Origin of the sequence: Nocardia violaceofusca NBRC 14427, assembly GCF_963869435.1 — a bacterium.
GTDB lineage: Bacteria > Actinomycetota > Actinomycetes > Mycobacteriales > Mycobacteriaceae > Nocardia > Nocardia aobensis.
Genome location: NZ_CAWMPM010000026.1, coordinates 146,018 through 164,863, shown reverse-complemented (window position 1 = coordinate 164,863; position 18,846 = coordinate 146,018). Strand labels below are relative to the sequence as shown.

Below are 18,846 nucleotides of genomic sequence, written 5' to 3'. Positions count from 1 at the left end.
CGACTGGGTACGAATCGCTGCGGGTGCGCGGTCGGCGATCGGTTTCGGCGGTGCTCATTCGACGGCGGCCGTGACGGGCGCGCGGCGACCGAGGATCGCCGTGAGCACGTCCGACAGTGCGTTTTCCGGATCCGCGGGCAGCGTCGCCGCCCGCCACGCGACGATGTGGTCGGGGCGCACCAGCAGCGCCCCGTCGTCGTCGACCTCCGAGAGGCGGCGATAATCGCCGTAGCTGTCCTCGAAGTCACAACCCCGGCCGACGGTCCGCACCCGGATCGGCACGTCGAAGCGCGCGCCGACAGCCTCGGCCGCCTCCTGCCACGCCGCCCCGCCCACGCCGGTGATCAGCGTGAATTGCCCCTTGCCACAGAGGTCGAAGGTCGAGACCCGCTTCTGATTCCGGGTCACCCACGCATGCGGCAGATGCCGGCCGGGACGGGTCGTCGCGTAGTAGTAGACCTCCTCGTCACGCGGTGCCGGCACCTCCGGTGAACCGTCCGGCACGATCGCGCTCGACGTGTAGTTCTGGTTGGTCTCCACGCCGTGGGTGTTGAAGCACATGATCGTGCCCTGCAGGGCGGCATCGAACGCCTGCCGTTTGGCCCGGGCCTCGGGGGTGGGAGCTCGCAGCGCGGCCAGCGCGCGGCTCATCGTCTCCGGATCCGGGGCCGGCGGCAGATCCAGCGCCATGAACAGCGGCGGCATCAGTCCCTCACTGCGCTTGGCACGCCGCACGATCTGCTCGGCGACCGGTTGCCGCTCGTCCCGATAGGTCTCGAGCAGGGACGGGCCGGCCTGCCCGCGCACTACCATCGCCAGCTTCCAGCACAGGTTGTAACTGTCCTGGATCGAGGTATTGGAGCCGAGACCGTTCATCGGCGAATGCCGGTGCACGGCATCGCCGACACAGAAGACCCGCCCGCGCATGGTGTCCTCGGCGTAGACGTCGTTGACCGCCCACGTCGACATGGACTCGACCCGCACCGAGATGCTGTCGTCACCGATGAGCTGGTGCGCGATCCGGACGCCCTCGGCCTCGGACAGATCCGGGGCCGGACCGTCGACGTCGTAGCCCCACACACCGATCCACTTGTTCCAGGGCCGCACCATCCGCAGCACCCCGACGCCGTTGCCGCCGTGGCCCACACCGGGCTGCACGAACCAGTACATGTCGCCGGGGCGGTGCTCGACGAGATGGGTGAGGTCGGCCTCGAAGACCACATTGATCGAACCCCCGGCTCCCATCTTCCCGACCAGGGGCAGGCCGATCTGTTGCGCCACAAGGGAATTGCCGCCGTCCGCGCCGATCAGGTACTTGCTGCGAATCTCGTATTCGGTGCCGTTGATCCGGTCCCGGACGCGCGCGCTCACTCCGTCCTCGTCCTGAACGAGACCGAGCAACTCGGTATGGCAGCGCACCGACGAACCGCGAGCTGTGGCGGCGTTCACCAGAATCGGCTCGAGCAGATGCTGCGGCAGGTCGCACACCGATGTGGGGCTGGCCAGATCGTGCTCGGCCTGAAAATGCGGGTGGGTGTACCAGGTCCGCAGTCGCCCCAGTTCCGGCCCGGCCAGGCTCGTCGCGTACACGTGCTCGCCCATCAGACGCTGCGGGGTGGCCTGCCGCTGAACTTCCGCCTCCAGACCGAGGTCGCGAAACACCTCGACGCAACGCTGGTTGGTGATGTGCGCCCGGGGTGAATTCGACACTCCCCCATGCTTGTTGATCATGATGTTGGCGATGCCGTACGTGGACAGCAACGCGGCCGCGGCCGCGCCGGCCGGTCCGGCGCCGACCACGAGAACTTCGGTGTCCACGACGTTGTGGGTATTCATGGTGCTTGGCTCCTCAGGGAATCGGTGACTCGTCGTACCGCGTCGTTGTCAGTGCCGGTGCCCCCACAGGTCCGGGCCCGGGATCTCGGTCGGCTCCCAGGTCTCGTCGTCGATCAGGACGCCACCGAAGCCGAATTCGGTGTTCACTCCGACCGGTGACTGCGCGTAGAACGAGAAGACCTTGTCGTTGGTGTGGCGCCCCAGCGACATCGTGACCGGCACATCGCGGTCCAGCACCAGGTCGTAGGTGCGGCCGACCTGGTCCATATCGGGCACCTCGAGCATGAAGTGATGCAGGAAGGGCTCGTCGATGCCGAAGAACGGGCCGTCGACGAAGGCGATGCTGTGATGGCGGGGATTGGTGTGCAGGAAGCTCGCCCGGAACGGAGTGCGCATGGTGTCGCTGATCTTGAATCCGAGGATGTCGGTGTAGAAGTCCTGCAGCGCGGCGACGTCGGGACCTGCCAGCACGACGTGACCGAGGCCCAGGTCGCCGGTGACGAACTGCTCGACGTCCCGGGCGGAGGTGAACTGCCCCTCGCCGGCGGCGGCGCCGTGGTAGAGCTCCACGCGGTTGCCCGCCGGGTCGAGGAAGTGCACCATGGCGGCGACCCGCCGAATCTCCAGCTCGCGAGCCGTGGCCACCGAGACCAGGACGCCACGATCGGAGAGTTCGTCGGCCGCGGCGGCCAACGCGGCGCCGTCTGCCAGCTCCCAGCCGTAGTACGCGCCGCCGTCACGTTCGCCGGTCTCGACCGTGACCCGGTGGTGGCGGTCGTCGATGCGGAAATGCGTGGTGCCGTCCTCGCCCGCCACCCGCTGCATGCCGAGAATGTCGGTGGCATAAGTGACGAACGCCTCGGGGTGACGCGCCGAGAGCCCCAGATAGCCGAGCTGTTCGATATTCATGTTCTATTCCTTTCCGCGGCGATCACAATGCGCCGGACAAGAAGGCACGCAGCAATACGGCATATCCCTGCGCCTTTTCGATCTGCACCCAGTGGCCGCACTTCTCGAAGATGTGCAATTGCGCGTTCGGCAAGTGCTGCTGCAAATAGACGCTGGATTCCGGAGCTACGAATCGGTCCTCGCGGCCGTGCACGACCAGAAACGGGTGCGGCATCCGGCGCAGCGCCGACGGCGGCACCGCGGCCTCGGCCGGCGTCGAGGTCGGCGAGAAGAAACGCGTGTAGGACCTGCGCACCTCGGGGCGCATGATCTCGCGATGACGCTCGGCCACGATCGACGACACCGATCGGTCCAGCAGGTCTTCGTCGTAGACGAACCACGTGGTGAGGTTCTCCAGCGCGCTGATCGACGGGTCCTTGTAGAAAGTGACCATCCGCATCACCTCGGGCGTCGGATGTGCCTCGCCACCGGCACTGCCCATGAGCGAAACCCGTTCGAAGCGTTCGGGTTCGGCCATCAACAGGTGCATGGCCAGGGCGCCGCCCATGGAGTTGCCGACCAGATGCGCCCGTGCGATACCGAGGGCGTCCATGAGCGCGAGGACCTGCTCGACGCGCATGCGCAACCAGCCCAGCAGGGCGGCCGGGCCTTCGTCGGGATGATCGGTGCGACCGTATCCGACCAGATCCGGCGCCAGCACGCGATGCTCCGGAAGCAGCGGCATGAACCCGCGCCAGTTCGACGACGCATTGGCGCCGGGACCGCCGCCGTGCAACAGAATCACCGTTTCCGGATTCTCCGCGCCGCTCTCCAGCAGAAAGGTGGAGTATCCGTTCGTCGTTACGGTACGTTCGTGAATTTCGGTCACTGGTCTCGCTTTTCTTTCTCGCACGGCAGTTCCGCGCGGCCTCGAATACGCGCTGTCGAATGCGGTGTCGGCTGCTTCGGAATTCGGGATATCGTTATCGTGTGTGAGCCCGGTCTCACCGTATCCGGGCACACCACGGCAGCGCATCGGACGATCTGTCGCTCGTTTCAGGCGCGGACGCGACGATTTGTCGGACGAGAGGAGAAGCTCCGGTGAGCCTTGACGACACGGTCCAGGATGCCGCCGACCGGCTGAACACTCCGTTGGTGGTGCTGGATCTGGATCTGCGGATCGCGGCGTACAGCATTCACGACAACGACGTTCGACGCGCGCGATTGGCTCAGTTGCTAGCCGGCTGGAATCCGGTGACCGAGGACGTGATTCGCACCCACGACCTGCGTGCGGCCGCACGCCCGGTGCGAATCCCCGCCGGCGATTCCGGCGAAGCGGTCGTGCTGGCGCTGCGCCACGACAAACGACTGCTCGGCTATCTGTTCTACCTCGACGACCGGCCGGGACCGCAGACGATCGCCGCCGATATGGACGTGCTCGAACCGGCCCTGCCCGACATCGCCATGCTGCTCGCCCTGCACATGTCGGATCTGCGCCACGGCGTGGAGCATTCGAAATATCTGTTGTCCGATCTGCTGCACGGTTCGCAGCGGGAACGCCGCCACGCCGCCGCGACGCTGGTTCGCGAGGGACTGATCGAGGACGTCGAGCACTACACGGTCCTCGTGCACCGCGCGCCGGCGCATCTTCCGCAGTCGGTCACCCGTCTGGCCGTCGATGCGACGCTGGACTTCATCGGCCGCGCCACCACCGTCAAAGTCGTCGGCGCGGTACTCGGTGACGACGGCGTCGTCCTGTTCCCGCGCCGGGTCAACCGCGACCGGCTCGACCGGGTGCTCGACCGCCCCGGACTGGAACGGGTGCGGGCGGGAGTGGGCAGCGTGCAGGACGAGCTCGCCGACGCCGTGACCTCCTACCACGAGGCGCAGATCGCATGCCGCGCCGCCGATGCCGACCCGAAGCGCTACGGCCGCAAGGTGTTCTGGGAGGATCTCGGAATCGATCGGCTGCTGCTGCAACTTCCGCTCGACCGGATGACGGCGAGCCAGTTTCCACCGGGAGTGCAACGCCTGCTGGCGGCCGCCCAGGCTTCGGAGCTCGCCGCGACGCTGGAGGGATATCTCGACAGCGGCGGCGAAATCCAGGGCACCGCGCGCCGGCTGAACATTCACCGCAGCACGCTGTACCACCGCCTCGACCGTATCCGCGAGGTGACCGGATGCGATATCTCCGACGGCGCCACCCGCCTGGACCTGCATGCCGGACTGCGCGTCGCCCGCCTCGCCGGACTGTGGCCACAGCCGTGATCCGATCAGCGTCCCCGGCAGTCGATGGAGGACGAACCGAAGCTCGGACGCCCAGAACCGTTGTACACCAAAGTGTTCGGCGCATCGTCGTCGTCCGGATCGCCGGAGTCCGAAGGATCCGGCAGTTCCGCGCTCTCCTCGACGACGATTTGCGCTCGTGCCGCGCCGGGATCGAACATTTCCTGAAACGGCAAGACGAACGGCCCTCCGAGGCCGCGATGCTTCGCCCGAACAGCCGCCCATCCGAACAGTGCCGGCGGGCCGACCGTGGCGATCACGAGAAGCAAGTCCCCGCCCATGCCCACGAGCGTACCGATGATCCTTCGCTGCGCTGTGGCAAGAAAGGCGGAGGCGGACTACTCGGCCGGCTTCGCCGCAATCCACTGCGCCACCGGCAGATGCGGGCGCCAGGCGGTGAATCCGCCGAGCGGCTCGCCCCGGTAGATCTGGAATTTCCGCAGTTCGCCGCCATGTTCCGCGGCCCAGCGCAGCAGCAGCGCCTCCGATTCGGCGGTGACGGCGTTGGCGACGAGTCGTCCGCCCGGCCGCAGCCGATCCCAGCATGTCGCGAACAGACCGGCATGGGTGAGGCCGCCGCCGAGAAAGACCGCGTCGGGCGCCGGATCGCCGGGCGCGGGCAGATCGGCGGGCGCCTCGCCGCGCACGACGATCGCGGGCACCCCGAGTGCCGCGGCGTTGGCGGCGATCTGTTCACGGCGGGCCGCACTGCGCTCGAAGGTGATTGCGCGACAGTCGGAATGGGTGCGGCACCACTCGATCGCGATGGTGCCCGATCCGCCGCCGACATCCCACAGCAGTTCGCCGGGCGCCGGGGCGAGGGCCGCGACCGACAGGGTGCGGACCTCCGCCTTGGTCAGCTGTCCGTCGCCGCCGTAGGAGGCGTCGGGCAGACCCGGCATCCGGGTGAGCCGGGGCGCGCCCGGCTCACGGACCGCCTCGACGGCGACGATGTTCAGTGGATCGCCCGGAGACCGTGACCACTGCGTCGCCGTCGCGGCGACGATCCGTTCGCCGGGACCACCGAGCTGTTCCAGCACGGTCAGCCGTGATTCGCCGAACCCGTTGCGCCGCAACAGTTCCGCGACCCGCGCCGGAGAGTGCTCGTCGGCACTGAGCACCAGGAGCCGCCGGCCGTCGGCGAGTTCGGGCAGAACCGTTTCGAGGGGGCGGCCGACGACGCTCACCACCGGGGTGTGCGCACTGGCCCAGCCCAGTCGGGCACAGGCCAGCGTGGCCGACGACGGCTGCGGGTAGACCCGGATAGCCTGCGGCCCGAGCAGTTTCGCCAGCGTGACGCCGATGCCGTAGAACATCGGATCGCCGCTGGCCAGAACGCAGATACGCGAATCCCGATTCGCGGCAAGCAATTCCGGCAGCGCGGGCAGCAACGGGGTCGGCCAGGCCCGGCGATCCGCGGCGCTCGCGTCGACGGGAACCAGATCCAGCTGGCGGCGCGATCCGAAAAGTACCTCGGCCGAGGTGATCTCGGCCCGCACGCGCGGGCTCAACCCCGGCCAGCCGTCGGCACCGATGCCCACGACCGCTATCACGCGATCGTTCTCCGGCGTGTCCCGCATGTCGCCGGTTGCGAGGGCGGGTTTTTCGCCTGTCATACCGTCACCAGCCGCCGCCGTCACGACGCTGCCGCGCTGATGGACGACGCTTCAGCCGCGCCCCCAGCAGCGCTCCACCCGCGCCGCTGGGCAGCGTCCCAGCCGTGCGGGCGGACAGCGGCACTGCCGGGCTTCCGGCGCAGCGGCTCTGGCGCGCACGCGGTGTGGGCACGCGCATCACCGCGGCATCCGGCGCCAGACGGCCCGTGGTACCCATCGGGCCACGGCAGCGGCGGGTCCCAACGATCGCGGGACCCACACGCTGGTGGCGCGCCGGCGTAGGGCGGCGACCGCGGCTGCCGCCACCTGATCGGGCGTACTCGACAACGGCGCCGGGCTCATCCCCTCGGTCATCCGGCCGATGACGAAACCGGGACGCACCAGCAGCACATGGACTCCGCTGCCGTGCAAGGCATCCGACAGCCCGGAGGCGAATCCGTCCAGTCCCGCCTTGCTCGAGCCGTAAACGTAGTTGGCACGCCGCACCCGCGCCCCCGCGATCGAACTGAACACCACCAACTGGCCGCTGCCCTGGGCGCGCAGCAGATTCGCCAGCACGGTCAACAGGCTCACCTGTGCGACGAAGTCGGTGTGCAGTACCGCGACCGCCGCGGCCGGATCCTGTTCGGCGCGGGCCTGATCGCCCAGGATTCCGAAGGCCAGGATCGCGACCCCGATCCGGCCGTGGTCGGCGGCCAGTTTCTCCAGCAGCGGCTGATGACCGGACAGGTCGTCGGCGTCGAACTCCACCGCATGGACCGCGCGGGCGCCCGCCGCGCGCAGCATGGCGGTCTCCTCCCCCAGCCGATCGCTGCGACGTGCGGCGAGCACGATCTCGCGGTCCGCGCAGATCCGGCGGACGACCTCGAGTCCCATCTCGCTGCGCCCGCCGAACAGCACGATCACCCCGTCGTCGACCTCACGCACACCCATGGCGCATAGTCTGCCATCGGCGCCGGTTGCTAGCGTCGCAGCCATGACGAGTACCGCGGCCGCGCGCATCGACCTGTCCCCCAGCGCGCTGGAATTCGTGACCGAACGGCATCTGGCCACGCTGACCACCCTGCGCGCGGACGGTACACCGCACGTCGTCGCGGTCGGCTTCACCTGGGATCCCGACGCCGGTATCGCACGGGTGATCACCGGCGGCCCCACCACCAAGGCCCGCAATGCGGACCGGCGCGGATACGCCGCGCTGAGTCAGGTCGACGGCCCGCGCTGGCTCACCCTGGAAGGTCCGGCCGAGGTCTGGACCGACCGCGACCGGGTCGCCGAGGCCGAGGCACGCTACGCCGAGCGCTACCGCACCCCGCGCGAGAACCCGCAGCGGGTGGTGATCGCGGTCCGTGTCGCGCGCGTGTTGTCGAGCAGTACCCTGCGCGGCTGAGCGATACGCCGCGGCCGAGCGGAGCGACCGGGGCCGAACCGTACGGCCACCGTTGTCGGCCGACCGGACGCTTCGCTCCCGTTCCGGGCGACATCCTCCGATAGCTGCCTCGAACACTTCACGATGCCCGGGTGGAAGGACCTTCACCCGACACCTGTCGCTTCACCGAAACGTCGGGCGCGCGCGAGGCCTTACAGCACCGTCAAGCCGTGCGGACGTCGATTCACCGACTCGCCGCCATCCTCCGTGACGACCACGATGTCCTCGATGCGGGCGCCCCATTCACCGCCGAAGTAGATGCCCGGCTCGATGCTGAACGCCATCCCCGGCCGCAGCACGGTCTCGTTGCCCGCCACGATGTAGGGCTCCTCGTGCACCGACAGCCCGATGCCGTGGCCGGTGCGGTGAATGAACGCCTCGCCGAAACCCTCCTCGGACAACAGGTTTCGAGCCGCGGCGTCGACCGATTCGGCGGTGACACCCGGGCGCACGGCGGCCACCGCGGCGGCCTGCGCGCGTTCGAGGGCGGCGTAGCGTTCGGCGATCTCCGGATCGGGCTCGCCCAGCACGTACGTGCGGGTGGAATCGGAGAAATATCCGGGTTCGACGGGACCGCCGATATCGATGACCACCACATCACCGGCTTCGATGACCCGGTCGGAATGGCTGTGGTGCGGGTTGGCGCCGTTGGGTCCACTGCCGACGATCACGAAATCGGCCCGGTCGTGCCCCTCCGCCACGATCGCGGCGGTGATGTCGGCGGCGACCTCGGCCTCGGTGCGGCCCGGCTGCAACCACTCACCCATCCGGGCATGCACCCGATCGATGGCGGCACCCGCGCGGCGCAATGCGTCGATCTCGGCGGCATCCTTGATCATCCGCAACTCCCGGATGATCGGGGTCGCCGATACCGGCAGGGCCGTCAGCGCGTCCGCGATCGGGAGCAGATGCAGGGCGGGCATGGCATCGTCGACCGCGACCCGAGCGCCCGCGTTCAGCGTCGATTTCACGACCCCGTACGGGTCCACACCGTCCACCCACGACACCATGTGCAATCCGAGCTCACCGGCGGCCGAGCCGTCCAGCGCGGCCAACTCCAGTTTCGGCACCACCACCGACGGGGTTTCGCCGCTGGCCGGGACGACCAGGCAGGTGAGCCGCTCGAAGGATTGCGCGGCCGACCCCAGCAGATATCGCAGATCCGGCCCGGGCGTGATCAGCAGCGCGTCCAGATGCGCCGCGCGGGTCAGCTCCGCCGCCCGCTCCAGCCGCTTGCCGTAGATCTCGGCACCGAATCGTGACTCCGTATGCGCGCTCATGCGATACGACGTTACCCGTCACTCCGGACACGGTCCGGACGATCACGACGTTCGCGACCGGGTCGTGGCCGGATTGTCGGTGCGGCCCGGTAGCGTCTGCGCCATGCTCACCTCCAGTGCGAGTGACCGGCCACTGTTGCTGCTCGACGGCGCGAGCCTGTGGTTCCGGGCGTTCTACGCCATCCCGGAGAAGATCACCGCGCCCGACGGCCGCCCGGTGAACGCACTGCGCGGCTTCACCGATATGGTCGCCGCGCTGATCACCCGCCACAATCCGGGCCGCCTGGTGGTGTGCCTGGATCTCGACTGGCGTCCGGCTTTCCGCGTCGAGCTGGTGCCCTCCTACAAGGCCCACCGGCTCGACACCACCGCCGACGCCCAGCCCGGCGCCGAGGAGGTGCCCGACACGCTCACCCCGCAGGTCGACATGATCGCCGAGGTGCTCGCCGCGGCCGGGATCGCGACCGCGGGTGCGGCCGGGCTGGAGGCCGACGATGTGATCGGCACCCTCGCCACCCGCGAACGCGACAACGAGGTGATCGTGGTCAGCGGTGATCGCGATCTGCTGCAGGTGGTGCGCGCCGACGCTCCCCCGGTCCACGTCTTCTATGTAGGCCGCGGACTGGCCAAGGCCGAACTCTGGGGCCCCGCCGAGGTGGCCGCCAAATACGGTGTGCCGCAAGAGAATGCGGGCCCCGCCTACGCCGATATGGCGACGTTGCGTGGCGATGCGTCCGACGGCCTGCCCGGCGTCGCCGGGATCGGAGACAAGTCCGCCGCCACGCTGATCTCACGGTACGGCTCACTCGAAGCGCTCGTGGCCGCCGTCGCCGACCCCGCCTCCGATCTGGCGCGCGGTGTGCGCGCGAAACTGGCTGCGGCCGAAGACTATCTGAAGGCGGCCGCCCCCGTGGTGCGGGTCGTCCGCGATGCCGAGGTCGAACTGTCCGGCCCGGATCTGCTGCCGGCCGAACCTGCCGACCCGGACCGACTCCACGCGCTGGCCACCGCCTACAACGCCGAAAGCCCCGTCAAGCGACTGACCGCCGCCCTCGCGGCGAACACCTGACGCGCGCCGCCGTGTCGAAAAGCTCTGGCAGGCATGGCTCCCCGTGCTCGGCGTGGCCGGAAACGCTCGAATGCCACCGGGCACGCGAGCGCTGCGGACAGTCGCGAATCCGGTCGGCCATACCCATAGCCACCAAGTCGGAGCCGACAGGACGGGGCACGGCCGCAGCACACACTCACCGCTCCCGGCCTCGCAGCCACCCGGCGCACGCGGGGACTACGTAGGGCCGGGCGTTGCGTGTCGGCCGGCTCAGTTCGGGCGGCCGACCTCGTAGGTTCCGTCGTCCTTGGTGATCTTGACGGTGACCTTCTTCTGCTCGCCACCGACCTTCAGGGTGCAGTCGAAGGTGCCACCGACCTCGACCTTCTGACCCGAGGGGCAGCTGACGCTCTGGACGTCGTCGATGCCGTAGGAATCCTTGAGGACCTTCTGCACACCGTCCTGCACGGCCTTGTTGTCCAGTTTGTCGCTGCCCAGGAAGACGAAGGCGAGGACCACGGCGACGACCACCACGACCAGCACGCCGATACCGCCGAAGAGCAGGCCCTTCTTCGACTTCTTGGCAGGCGTGGTGCTCAGCTGCGGTTCCTGCATCCCCCACTGCTGCTGCGACTGGTCGGGCTGCGGCGCCCAACCCTGCTGAGTGGGCTGCTGCTGCGCCCACTGCTGCTGCGACGGCTGCGGCGGCTGACCCCACTGCTGCTGGGTCGGCTCCCACGGCTGCGCCTGCGCCGGCGGTTGCTGCGGCCAGGACGGCTGGCTCTGACCACCCCACTGCGGCTGCTGGGGTTGCGGCTGTTGCGGCTGCCACTGCTGCTGCGACGGTGCGGGCTGTCCCCACTGGGGCTGCTGCGGCTGCTGGCCACCCCACTGCGGCGCCGGTCCGGACTGGCCGGGCTGCGGCTGGCCCGACCACTGCTGGGTCGGATCGCTGCTGTGGCCCTCCCCTGGGCCAGGGGTCTCGTTCGGTCCGTACGGGCCGCTCATGTGCCTGCCTCCACTCGCACTCGTCGTCTCACATCCCCCCGCGTGAGGTGATCAGGCCCTCACCACGGTCGGTACCGGTAGTCATCCAATCACAGCCGGACACGCTACGCGGCGTCCACCGCCACAACGCCACGCCGGATGGCACGCACCGACTTCGCGGCGGTGGCGGCGATTTCGGTGTCGTCGGCGGTCTGGTGGATCTGGTCGAGCAGATCGATCACCTGCCGGCACCAGCGTACGAAGTCACCCGCGGACAACGCACTGCCCTGATCACCACTGGCCAGCAACGATTCGGCCAATCCGTCGCCGCGGGCCCATTTGTAGATGCCGGTGACGAAGCCCAGATCCGGTTCCCGGGTCGGCGGCAGCTTGTGCCGTGCCTCGTCGGTGCGCAACTGGCTCCACACGCCGATGGTGGCGCCGACCGCGCGCCGCACCGGTTCGGTCGGCCCGGCCGGGCCGAGGTAGCCGCCCTCCTGCCGCGATTCGAAGACCAGCACCGACACCACGCCCGCGAGTTCGGCGGGACCGAGCCCGCGCCACAGGCCCTGCCGAAGGCATTCGGCCACAACGAGATCCGCTTCGGTGTAGATCCGGGCGAGCCGTCGGCCGTCGGCGGTGACCTCCCCGCCGTCGACATAGCCGCGCTCACTCAGCAGCGCGACGATCCGATCGAAGGTGCGCGCCAGCGAATTCGTTGTCGCAGCGACCTTCTGGCGCATCGACTCGGTCTCACGCTCGAGCCGGTTGTAGCGCTCCCCCACCCGGGCCAGCTGCTCCCGGTCGGGCCGGGAGTGGGCGGGATGGGCGCGCAGCGCACGCCGCAGCGTCGCCAGTTCCCGATCATCGGCCGCGCGCGCACGACCACCGCGCCGGCCTCGTCCGGGGACCGAGATTCCCGTGCTGCGCAACGCCGATGCCAGATCGCGGCGCGCCCGCGCGGTGCGGTGGTCGACGTGGCGGGGCAGCCGCATGCGGCCCAGCGGCTGAGCGGGGGTCGGGAAATCGGCGGCCGAGACGCGACCGGCCCAGGTGTCGGCGGTCAGCACCAGCGGCCGGGGATCGCCCGGACTCGCGTCCGGTTCCAGGATCACCGCGAGGCCCTGGCGACGCCCGGTCGGGATGGCCACCACGTCACCGCGGCGCAGCGAGGTCAGCGACTCGACCGAAGCCCCGCGCCGGTCGGCCCGCCCCTGCCGTTCCAGTTCGCGTTCGCGCTGTTTGATCCGCTCGCGCAGCGACAGATATTCGAGGAATCCGTCGTCACCGATCTGCGAGCGCAGTTTCCGCACCTGCGCCTCGTTGCGCTCGATACCGCGGACCAGGCCCACCACCGACCGATCGGCCTGGAACTGCGCGAACGAGCGCTCCAGCAGCTCCCGCGACTGCACGGCGCCCATCCGATCGATCAGATTGATCGACATGTTGTAGCCGGGCCGGAACGAGCTGCGCAACGGATAGGTGCGGGTCGAGGCCAGGCCCGCGACGGCGCTGGTGTCGACGTCGGGATGCCACATCACCACCGCGTGGCCCTCGATGTCGATACCGCGGCGCCCGGCGCGCCCGGTCAACTGCGTGTACTCGCCCGGGGTCAGCTCGGCATGGGTTTCGCCGTTGAACTTCACCAGCCGTTCCAGCACCACCGTGCGCGCCGGCATATTGATGCCGAGAGCCAGTGTCTCCGTGGCGAATACGGCCCGCACCAGCCCGCGGACGAACAACTCCTCCACGGTGTGCCGGAAGGCGGGCAGCATGCCGGCGTGATGGGCGGCCAGGCCGCGGAAGAGCGCCTCACGCCATTCCCAGTAGCCGAGCACATCGAGATCGGCGCGCGGCAGATCACCGGTGTGGCGCTCGATCACCGCCTCGATCTCTGCCGCGTCGTCGGGACGGCTCAGATCCAGGCGCGAACGCAGGCACTGGGCGAGGGCGCCGTCGCAGCCGGCCCGGCTGAAGATGAAGGTGATCGCCGGCAGCAGCCCTTCCTCGTCGAGGCGGGCGAGCATCTCCGGGCGCGGCAGCGGACGGAAGTCGCGGCGCGGGCCACCGCGGTGGCGTGGCCCGGACCAGCCGTTCATCCGATCGGCGGCCTCGCGATGTTTGATGTAGCGAACCAGATCCTCGTCGACGAGGATCTTCTGGTCGCTGGACTTGGTGTCGAACAGATCGAACAGCCGCCGCCCCACCATGACGTGCTGCCACAGCGGCACCGGCCGCGTCTCGTCGACGATGACCGCGGTGTCGCCGCGCACGGTCTCCATCCACGCACCGAACTCCTCGGCGTTGCTGACCGTCGCCGACAGGCTCACCAGGCGCACCTCCGGCGGCAGATGCAGGATGACCTCTTCCCACACCGCACCGCGGAACCGGTCTGCCAGATAGTGCACCTCGTCCATGACGACGAACGACAGCCCGTGCAGCGCGTCCGAGCCCGCGTAGAGCATGTTGCGCAGCACTTCGGTGGTCATGACCACGACCCGGGCGTCCGGATTTATCGACTGGTCGCCGGTCAGCAGTCCGACCGCGTCGCGGCCGTAGCGGTCCACCAGATCGGAGTACTTCTGATTCGACAGCGCCTTGATCGGGGTGGTGTAGAAGCACTTCCCCCCGGCCGCGCGGGCCAGATGCACGGCGAATTCCCCGACGACGGTCTTACCGGCGCCGGTCGGCGCGCACACCAGCACACTGTGCCCGTTCTCCAGCGCCGCGCAGGCCTGCTGTTGGAACGGGTCCAGGGAGAATTTCAGGTCGGCGGCGAATGCCGCGAGTTCGCCAGTCAGCGACGGTTGTCCCACGCTCAGAGGGTATCGGAGTAGTCCGACACCGGGCGCGGAGTTTTCGGCGCGGGATCGGCCGAGACCGGTCCGCTCGCCGTCACCGGCTGGGCGGGCTCCACCGGGCTCACCCCGTCCAGATCGTCCGGTCCGCCCAGCGGGGAGGCCTCGTCGTCGGACAGCGCACCCCAGTTGTCGCCCCGGCGGGCGCGGCGCCGGTCGTTGAGCCGGGCGATCTGCACGGCCACCTCGAACAACACGGTGAGCGCGGCGGCCAGCGCCAGCATCGAGAACGGATCCTGCGGGGTGACGATCGCGGCGAAGACGAACAGCCCGAAGATCATGCCGCGACGCCACTTCTTGAGCCGCTCGTAGGTCAGCACGCCGACCATGTTCAGCCCGATGATCAGCAGCGGTGTCTCGAAGCTCACCCCGAAGATGATCAGCAGCTTGATGATGAACCCGAAGTACTGACTACCGCTGAGCGCGGTGATCTGCACATTGCTGCCGATCCCCATCAGGAAGCTCAGCGCATGCGCCACCACCCAGTACGCCAGCACCGCACCGGTGACGAACAGCACCACACCGGAGGCGACGAAGCTGACCGCGTATTTGCGCTCCTTGGCGTACAGGCCGGGCGTCACGAACGCCCACAGCTGATACAGCCAGATCGGGCACGCCATCACCACACCCGCGGTGAAGGCGACCTTGAACCGCAGCATGAACTGTTCGAACGGGGCGGTGGCCAGCAATCGGCAGGCGCCGTCGGTGGTCAGTTGCGCCCGATGTTCCGGCGGCAGCGAACAGTACGGCCCGCGCAGCAGATCGCCCAGGCTCTCGATGCCCAGGAACGAATGCGAGTACCAGAGGAATCCGAGCACCGTGGTCAGCGCCACCGCCAGCAACGACTTCAGCAGTCGCGAACGCAACTCGTGCAGATGTTCGACCAACGACATGGTGCCGTCGGGATTCGTCCTGCGCCGGCTACGGCGGGGGTCGAACGGAATGCGCATGGATGTGACTGCCTCGCTGATCACCTGGCCGGATCCGGATGAAACGCCCAACCGCCATCGCACCGCCACCCCGCGGGCGTTACCGGGGTGACGGCCTCGAGACGGGCCGGATCAGGCCGTGTGACGATCCTTGTCGGCCTGCGGCGCCGGATTCACCGGCTGAGCAGGCGGCAGCTCGGCCGCGGGCGCCGACTGCTGTGCGGTGCCGGACGCGTTCGCCGATCCCGTGTTCGCAGAACCCGCGTTCGCCGAGCCCTCGGACTGCATCTCGCTCATCTCGCTCTTGAAGATGCGCAAGGAACGTCCGAGACCCCGGGCGGCGTCGGGCAGCCGCTTGGCGCCGAACAGCAGCAGGATCACCAACGCAATGATGAGCCAGTGCGTCGGGCTCAATGAACCCATCGAAAACCTCCCAAGACTGTGGTATGTCCGATGCTACCGGACCCCGATCCGGCGACGACGCGCGTCGTCACCCGCGAATCGGCGAGACGGTGTCGTAGGTCAGCTCGACACCGGCCGCGTCGCCTCGCGGGCGACCGCTCCGCGCAGCTCCGCGAGCAGGTCGGGGCCGGTCCAGCGGCGTTCGTCGCCGTTCTCCGCGGCCCGGATCAGGTCGACCAGCCGTGCGTTCACCGGGGTGGGCACCGCCACCATCCGGCCCAGCTCGACGATTTCCCCACAGAGCCAATCGATTTCGGTGCGCCGGCCCAGGGCCAGATCGTCGGCCATCGACGAGCGCGCCTTCGGGTCCACCGCGAGCACCCGTCCGGCCACCCGCTCGAAGACGGCATCGGGAACCGTCAGCAGGCGGGCCATCACGCGCGGCGGCAGCACGGTCAGCCGCGCGGGGCGGATCCGGGCGCGCCGCATCGCCGCGAGCGCCTCGTCCTGCGCCAGCGCCAGACAGCGCCGGTAGTCGCGGGTGGCCAGTTCCTCGCGCAGCGGCCGGCCCGACAGCGCGTTGATCGCGTTGTTGAGGTTGAGCAGCAGTTTGGCCCACTGCACCGGGCGCAGATCCTGATGTCGGTCCAGGGGCAGCCCGGCCCGTTCGAACAGCGGCGCGAATCGGGACAGCGCCGGATCGTCGGCCACCGCCACGGTGCCGTCGGTGCCGCGATGGAAATGACCGGGACCGCTGTGGACGACGTTGAACATCACCATGCCGGCCGAGACCACCGCCGTGGGCAGCACCTCCCGGATCGCCGCATCGTTGCCGACACCGTTCTGCAGGCTGACCACCACGGTGTCCGCGCGCAACCGATTGCGCAGCTGCGCCGCGGCCTGGGCGGTCTGCGCCGACTTCACGGTGACCAGCACCAGATCGGCGGTGGCGGCGCTGTCCGGTTCGGTCTCGGTGCGGAAACCGCTCGCCGCGACGCGATCGTCGCCGCCGTCGAGATCGGTCAGCCGCAGCCCGTGCGCGCCGATCTCGTCCAGCAGCCGCGGTCGTCCGACGAAACTGACCTCGGCACCGGCGGCGGCCAGTTTGCCACCGACGAACAGACCGATACTTCCGGCGCCCAGCACCGTCACCCGGAATGTCACGCGGGCCCGACCTCCTCGACCATGTTCCGGTCGTAACCGAGGTCGCCGACCTCGTCATAGGCGGCCAGCGCCGCGGCCGACCGTTCCCGCACCGCGCTCACCAGCTCCGGCGGGCCCAGCACGGTGACACCGGAACCGAAGCCGAGCAGCAGTCGCGCGATCCAGCCCAGCGTGGCGAACCGCATCGTCGCCTCGACGCTGCCGTCCGGGTGGACCACCACCGGATGCATCGGATACTGATCCAGCACCCACCCGTAGTCGCCACGAATGCGCAAGCGCGCCAAGGCAACCGCGGGATCGTCGGAGAACAGGTCCAGCCCCGCGGACTCCTCGGTGGCGTGGCTGGGCGGGTTCGCCGGCTCCTCGAGTTCGGTGGCCTCCTCGATCCGGTCGAACCGGAACAGCCGCACCCCCTCCGCCTGCCGGCACCACGCCTGCAGATAGGAGTTGTTGTCCACCAGCACGATTCGGATCGGATCGACGACGCGCTCGGACACCACATCCCGGCTCGCCGAGTAGTACACCAGCCGCAGCGCTCGTCCGTCGGCCAGTGCGGAACGCACCGTGGTCACCGCCGGCGCCTCGACCGGCTCCGCGGTGTCGGGTTCGCTGCGAGGCCCGGCCTCGCCGGAGATGGCGGATTCGATCTTGGCGGTCGCCGACCGGGCGGCGGTCGGATCGACCATGCCCGGCAGATCCGCTATCGAGCGCAGGGCCACCAGCAACGCCGTCGCCTCGATCGAGGTCAGCCGCAGCGGACGGTCGATACCGGCGGAGAAGGTGACCTCGATGCTCTCCTCGGAGAACGACAGATCGATCAGATCGCCCGGACCGTAACCGGGCAGCCCGCACATCCAGAGCTGATTGAGATCGCTCATCAGCTGTTTGGTGCTGACGCCCAGTTCCGCGGCCGCCTCGGGCGCACTGATCCCCGGATTCGCGAGGAAGTACGGAACCATATTCAGCAACCGGGACAGCCGCGTCGACAATCTGCTGCTCATCGCCGCACCCCCGCCCGGGCCCTTGCGACGCTCGCGCGTCTCATGCCGACACCTCCGTCCGTTCCAGTACCGACCGCAGCCGCGCGATCACATCGGCCCGCAGATCCTCCGGGGCCAGCACCAGCGCATCCGGACCGAGCCCGGTGATCAGCCGGGCCAGCCAGTCCCGCGACCGCACCGGCACCTCCACCACCGAACCCGGACGACCGGCGACCGTCTCCTCGGCGATCACCACGCCCAACCGGCGGATCTCCTGCCCGCGCTCCTGCGCCACCCACACCGTCGCCGACCCGGTCACCGGCGCCGCACCGGTCACCCGCGCCACGATCTGACGCAGATCCACATCCGCCGGTTTGTGCACCACGTTCTCGGGGCCGTACACCTCGACCTCGGCCCCGATCCGCGACAGCCGGAAGGTCCGCACGGCGTCCCGGTCGCGGTCGTGGCCCACCAGGTACCACCGTCCGTGCCGGGTCACCACACCCCAGGGCTCCACATCGCGCGTGCTGTAGGGCGCGTTGTGGGTGACGCGATGTTCGAATCGCACCGCCCGCCCCGCGTCGATGGCCGCCAGCAGTTTGCCCAGCGCGGCCTCCGAGCCCCGGGTACGTGCCGGAACCGCGGGTACCGACGCCGAGGCCGCGTCCGCGTCGACGTGCACCCCGGCGGCCCGCAACTTGAGCACCGCGCTCTCCGCGGCGCTGGCCAGCTCCGGTGACTCCCACAACTGCACCGCCACCGCGACCGCCGCCGCTTCCGCGCTGGTCAGATCGATATCGGGCAGTTCATAGGCATCGCGATTGATGCGATAGCCCTCCTGCCCGGAGAACCGGCCCACCGGGCCGACCTCGAGCGGGATCCCCAGATCCCGTAGTTCGTTCTTGTCGCGCTCGAACATCCGGCTGAACGCCTCGTCGCTGGCCGACTCCTCGTAGCCGGCAACGCTGTCGCGAATGCGCTCCGCGGTCAGGAACTGCCGGGTCGACAGCAGCGCGATCACCAGATTCATCAGCCGCTCGACCTTGGAAATCGCCACCCGACACAGAGTAATCGGACTCCCGGAACGACGGTGCACCACCGCTCCGATCCGCGCCGGGATATCGCTGCCGGCAGCCGGATCGACCG

Annotated in this window: 18 protein-coding genes; 3 read left to right on the top strand and 15 right to left on the bottom strand. The window is 69.2% G+C overall.

Going from position 1 to position 18,846, the window contains the following annotated elements:
• Positions 1–54: 54 nt before the first annotated feature.
• From AC5592_RS22390 to AC5592_RS22380, 3 genes are read right to left on the bottom strand one after another with little or no spacing between them, the layout of a single operon-like run.
• Positions 55–1,836, bottom strand: a complete 1,782-nt coding sequence (locus AC5592_RS22390) for an FAD-dependent oxidoreductase (RefSeq protein ID WP_063065330.1) — start codon at positions 1,834–1,836, stop codon at positions 55–57.
• 48 nt (positions 1,837–1,884) lie between these two features.
• A complete protein-coding gene (locus tag AC5592_RS22385; RefSeq protein WP_063065329.1) occupies positions 1,885–2,745 on the bottom strand; it encodes a VOC family protein in 861 nt (286 codons plus the stop codon).
• 22 nt (positions 2,746–2,767) lie between these two features.
• Positions 2,768–3,613 carry an alpha/beta fold hydrolase gene (locus tag AC5592_RS22380; RefSeq protein WP_063065328.1) on the bottom strand — a complete coding sequence of 282 codons (846 nt, stop codon included), beginning with the start codon at positions 3,611–3,613 and terminating at the stop codon, positions 2,768–2,770.
• Positions 3,614–3,825: 212 nt separating this feature from the next.
• Between AC5592_RS22380 and AC5592_RS22375 the strand changes: the two genes are divergently transcribed.
• Positions 3,826–4,992 (top strand): PucR family transcriptional regulator, encoded by a 1,167-nt coding sequence (locus AC5592_RS22375; RefSeq protein ID WP_036501708.1) that lies wholly within the window; start codon positions 3,826–3,828, stop codon positions 4,990–4,992.
• Between the two features lie 5 nt (positions 4,993–4,997).
• On the opposite strand, the gene AC5592_RS22370 is transcribed toward AC5592_RS22375, so the two are convergent.
• Genes AC5592_RS22370 through dprE2 form a run of 4 tightly spaced genes read right to left on the bottom strand, consistent with a single transcriptional unit; the run spans position 4,998 to position 7,559 of the window.
• Positions 4,998–5,291, bottom strand: coding sequence for a hypothetical protein (locus AC5592_RS22370; RefSeq protein ID WP_063065327.1), 294 nt, complete (start codon positions 5,289–5,291; stop codon positions 4,998–5,000).
• 57 nt (positions 5,292–5,348) lie between these two features.
• A complete protein-coding gene (locus tag AC5592_RS22365) occupies positions 5,349–6,590 on the bottom strand; it encodes a bifunctional cobalt-precorrin-7 (C(5))-methyltransferase/cobalt-precorrin-6B (C(15))-methyltransferase (protein WP_063065326.1) in 1,242 nt (413 codons plus the stop codon).
• Between the two features lie 40 nt (positions 6,591–6,630).
• On the bottom strand, positions 6,631–6,843 hold the full coding sequence (locus AC5592_RS22360; RefSeq protein WP_157122119.1) for a hypothetical protein: 213 nt from the start codon (positions 6,841–6,843) through the stop codon (positions 6,631–6,633).
• Positions 6,804–7,559: a decaprenylphospho-beta-D-erythro-pentofuranosid-2-ulose 2-reductase gene (gene dprE2, locus AC5592_RS22355; protein WP_174372297.1), complete on the bottom strand. Its 756-nt coding sequence runs from the start codon at positions 7,557–7,559 to the stop codon at positions 6,804–6,806. Before dprE2 ends, AC5592_RS22360 begins: the two co-directional genes overlap by 40 nt.
• A gap of 43 nt (positions 7,560–7,602) precedes the next feature.
• Between dprE2 and AC5592_RS22350 the strand changes: the two genes are divergently transcribed.
• On the top strand, positions 7,603–8,013 hold the full coding sequence (locus AC5592_RS22350; protein WP_036501711.1) for a TIGR03618 family F420-dependent PPOX class oxidoreductase: 411 nt from the start codon (positions 7,603–7,605) through the stop codon (positions 8,011–8,013).
• Positions 8,014–8,204: 191 nt separating this feature from the next.
• Here the strand turns inward: AC5592_RS22350 and AC5592_RS22345 are convergent, their stop codons facing one another.
• Complete coding sequence (locus AC5592_RS22345) at positions 8,205–9,332, bottom strand: M24 family metallopeptidase (protein ID WP_036501715.1); 1,128 nt, start codon at positions 9,330–9,332, stop codon at positions 8,205–8,207.
• Positions 9,333–9,435: 103 nt separating this feature from the next.
• On the opposite strand from AC5592_RS22345, the gene AC5592_RS22340 reads away from it, so the two are divergent.
• Entirely contained in the window at positions 9,436–10,401 is a 966-nt protein-coding gene (locus AC5592_RS22340; RefSeq protein ID WP_063065361.1) for a 5'-3' exonuclease, read from the top strand.
• A 249-nt stretch (positions 10,402–10,650) separates the two neighbouring features.
• Here AC5592_RS22340 and AC5592_RS22335 read toward each other — a convergent pair whose 3' ends face one another.
• The 7 genes from AC5592_RS22335 to AC5592_RS22305 all read right to left on the bottom strand — a co-directional run bounded on the left by AC5592_RS22335 (position 10,651) and on the right by AC5592_RS22305 (position 18,757).
• Positions 10,651–11,388: a DUF4333 domain-containing protein gene (locus AC5592_RS22335; protein ID WP_051024644.1), complete on the bottom strand. Its 738-nt coding sequence runs from the start codon at positions 11,386–11,388 to the stop codon at positions 10,651–10,653.
• A gap of 104 nt (positions 11,389–11,492) precedes the next feature.
• The gene (locus AC5592_RS22330; protein ID WP_036501777.1) at positions 11,493–14,189 is read right to left on the bottom strand and encodes a DEAD/DEAH box helicase; all 2,697 of its coding nucleotides are present in this window, start codon (positions 14,187–14,189) and stop codon (positions 11,493–11,495) included.
• Complete coding sequence (tatC, locus tag AC5592_RS22325) at positions 14,186–15,175, bottom strand: twin-arginine translocase subunit TatC (protein WP_063065325.1); 990 nt, start codon at positions 15,173–15,175, stop codon at positions 14,186–14,188. The genes AC5592_RS22330 and tatC overlap by 4 nt, the downstream gene beginning before the upstream one ends.
• 111 nt (positions 15,176–15,286) lie before the next feature.
• Positions 15,287–15,577: a Sec-independent protein translocase subunit TatA gene (tatA, locus tag AC5592_RS22320; protein ID WP_063065324.1), complete on the bottom strand. Its 291-nt coding sequence runs from the start codon at positions 15,575–15,577 to the stop codon at positions 15,287–15,289.
• Between the two features lie 99 nt (positions 15,578–15,676).
• On the bottom strand, positions 15,677–16,720 hold the full coding sequence (locus tag AC5592_RS22315; protein ID WP_063065323.1) for a 2-dehydropantoate 2-reductase: 1,044 nt from the start codon (positions 16,718–16,720) through the stop codon (positions 15,677–15,679).
• Entirely contained in the window at positions 16,717–17,721 is a 1,005-nt protein-coding gene (locus tag AC5592_RS22310; protein WP_036501721.1) for a helix-turn-helix transcriptional regulator, read from the bottom strand. The genes AC5592_RS22315 and AC5592_RS22310 overlap by 4 nt, the downstream gene beginning before the upstream one ends.
• Before the next feature lie 40 nt (positions 17,722–17,761).
• Positions 17,762–18,757, bottom strand: a complete 996-nt coding sequence (locus tag AC5592_RS22305) for a helix-turn-helix transcriptional regulator (RefSeq protein ID WP_086007245.1) — start codon at positions 18,755–18,757, stop codon at positions 17,762–17,764.
• Between the last annotated feature and the right edge of the window lie 89 nt (positions 18,758–18,846).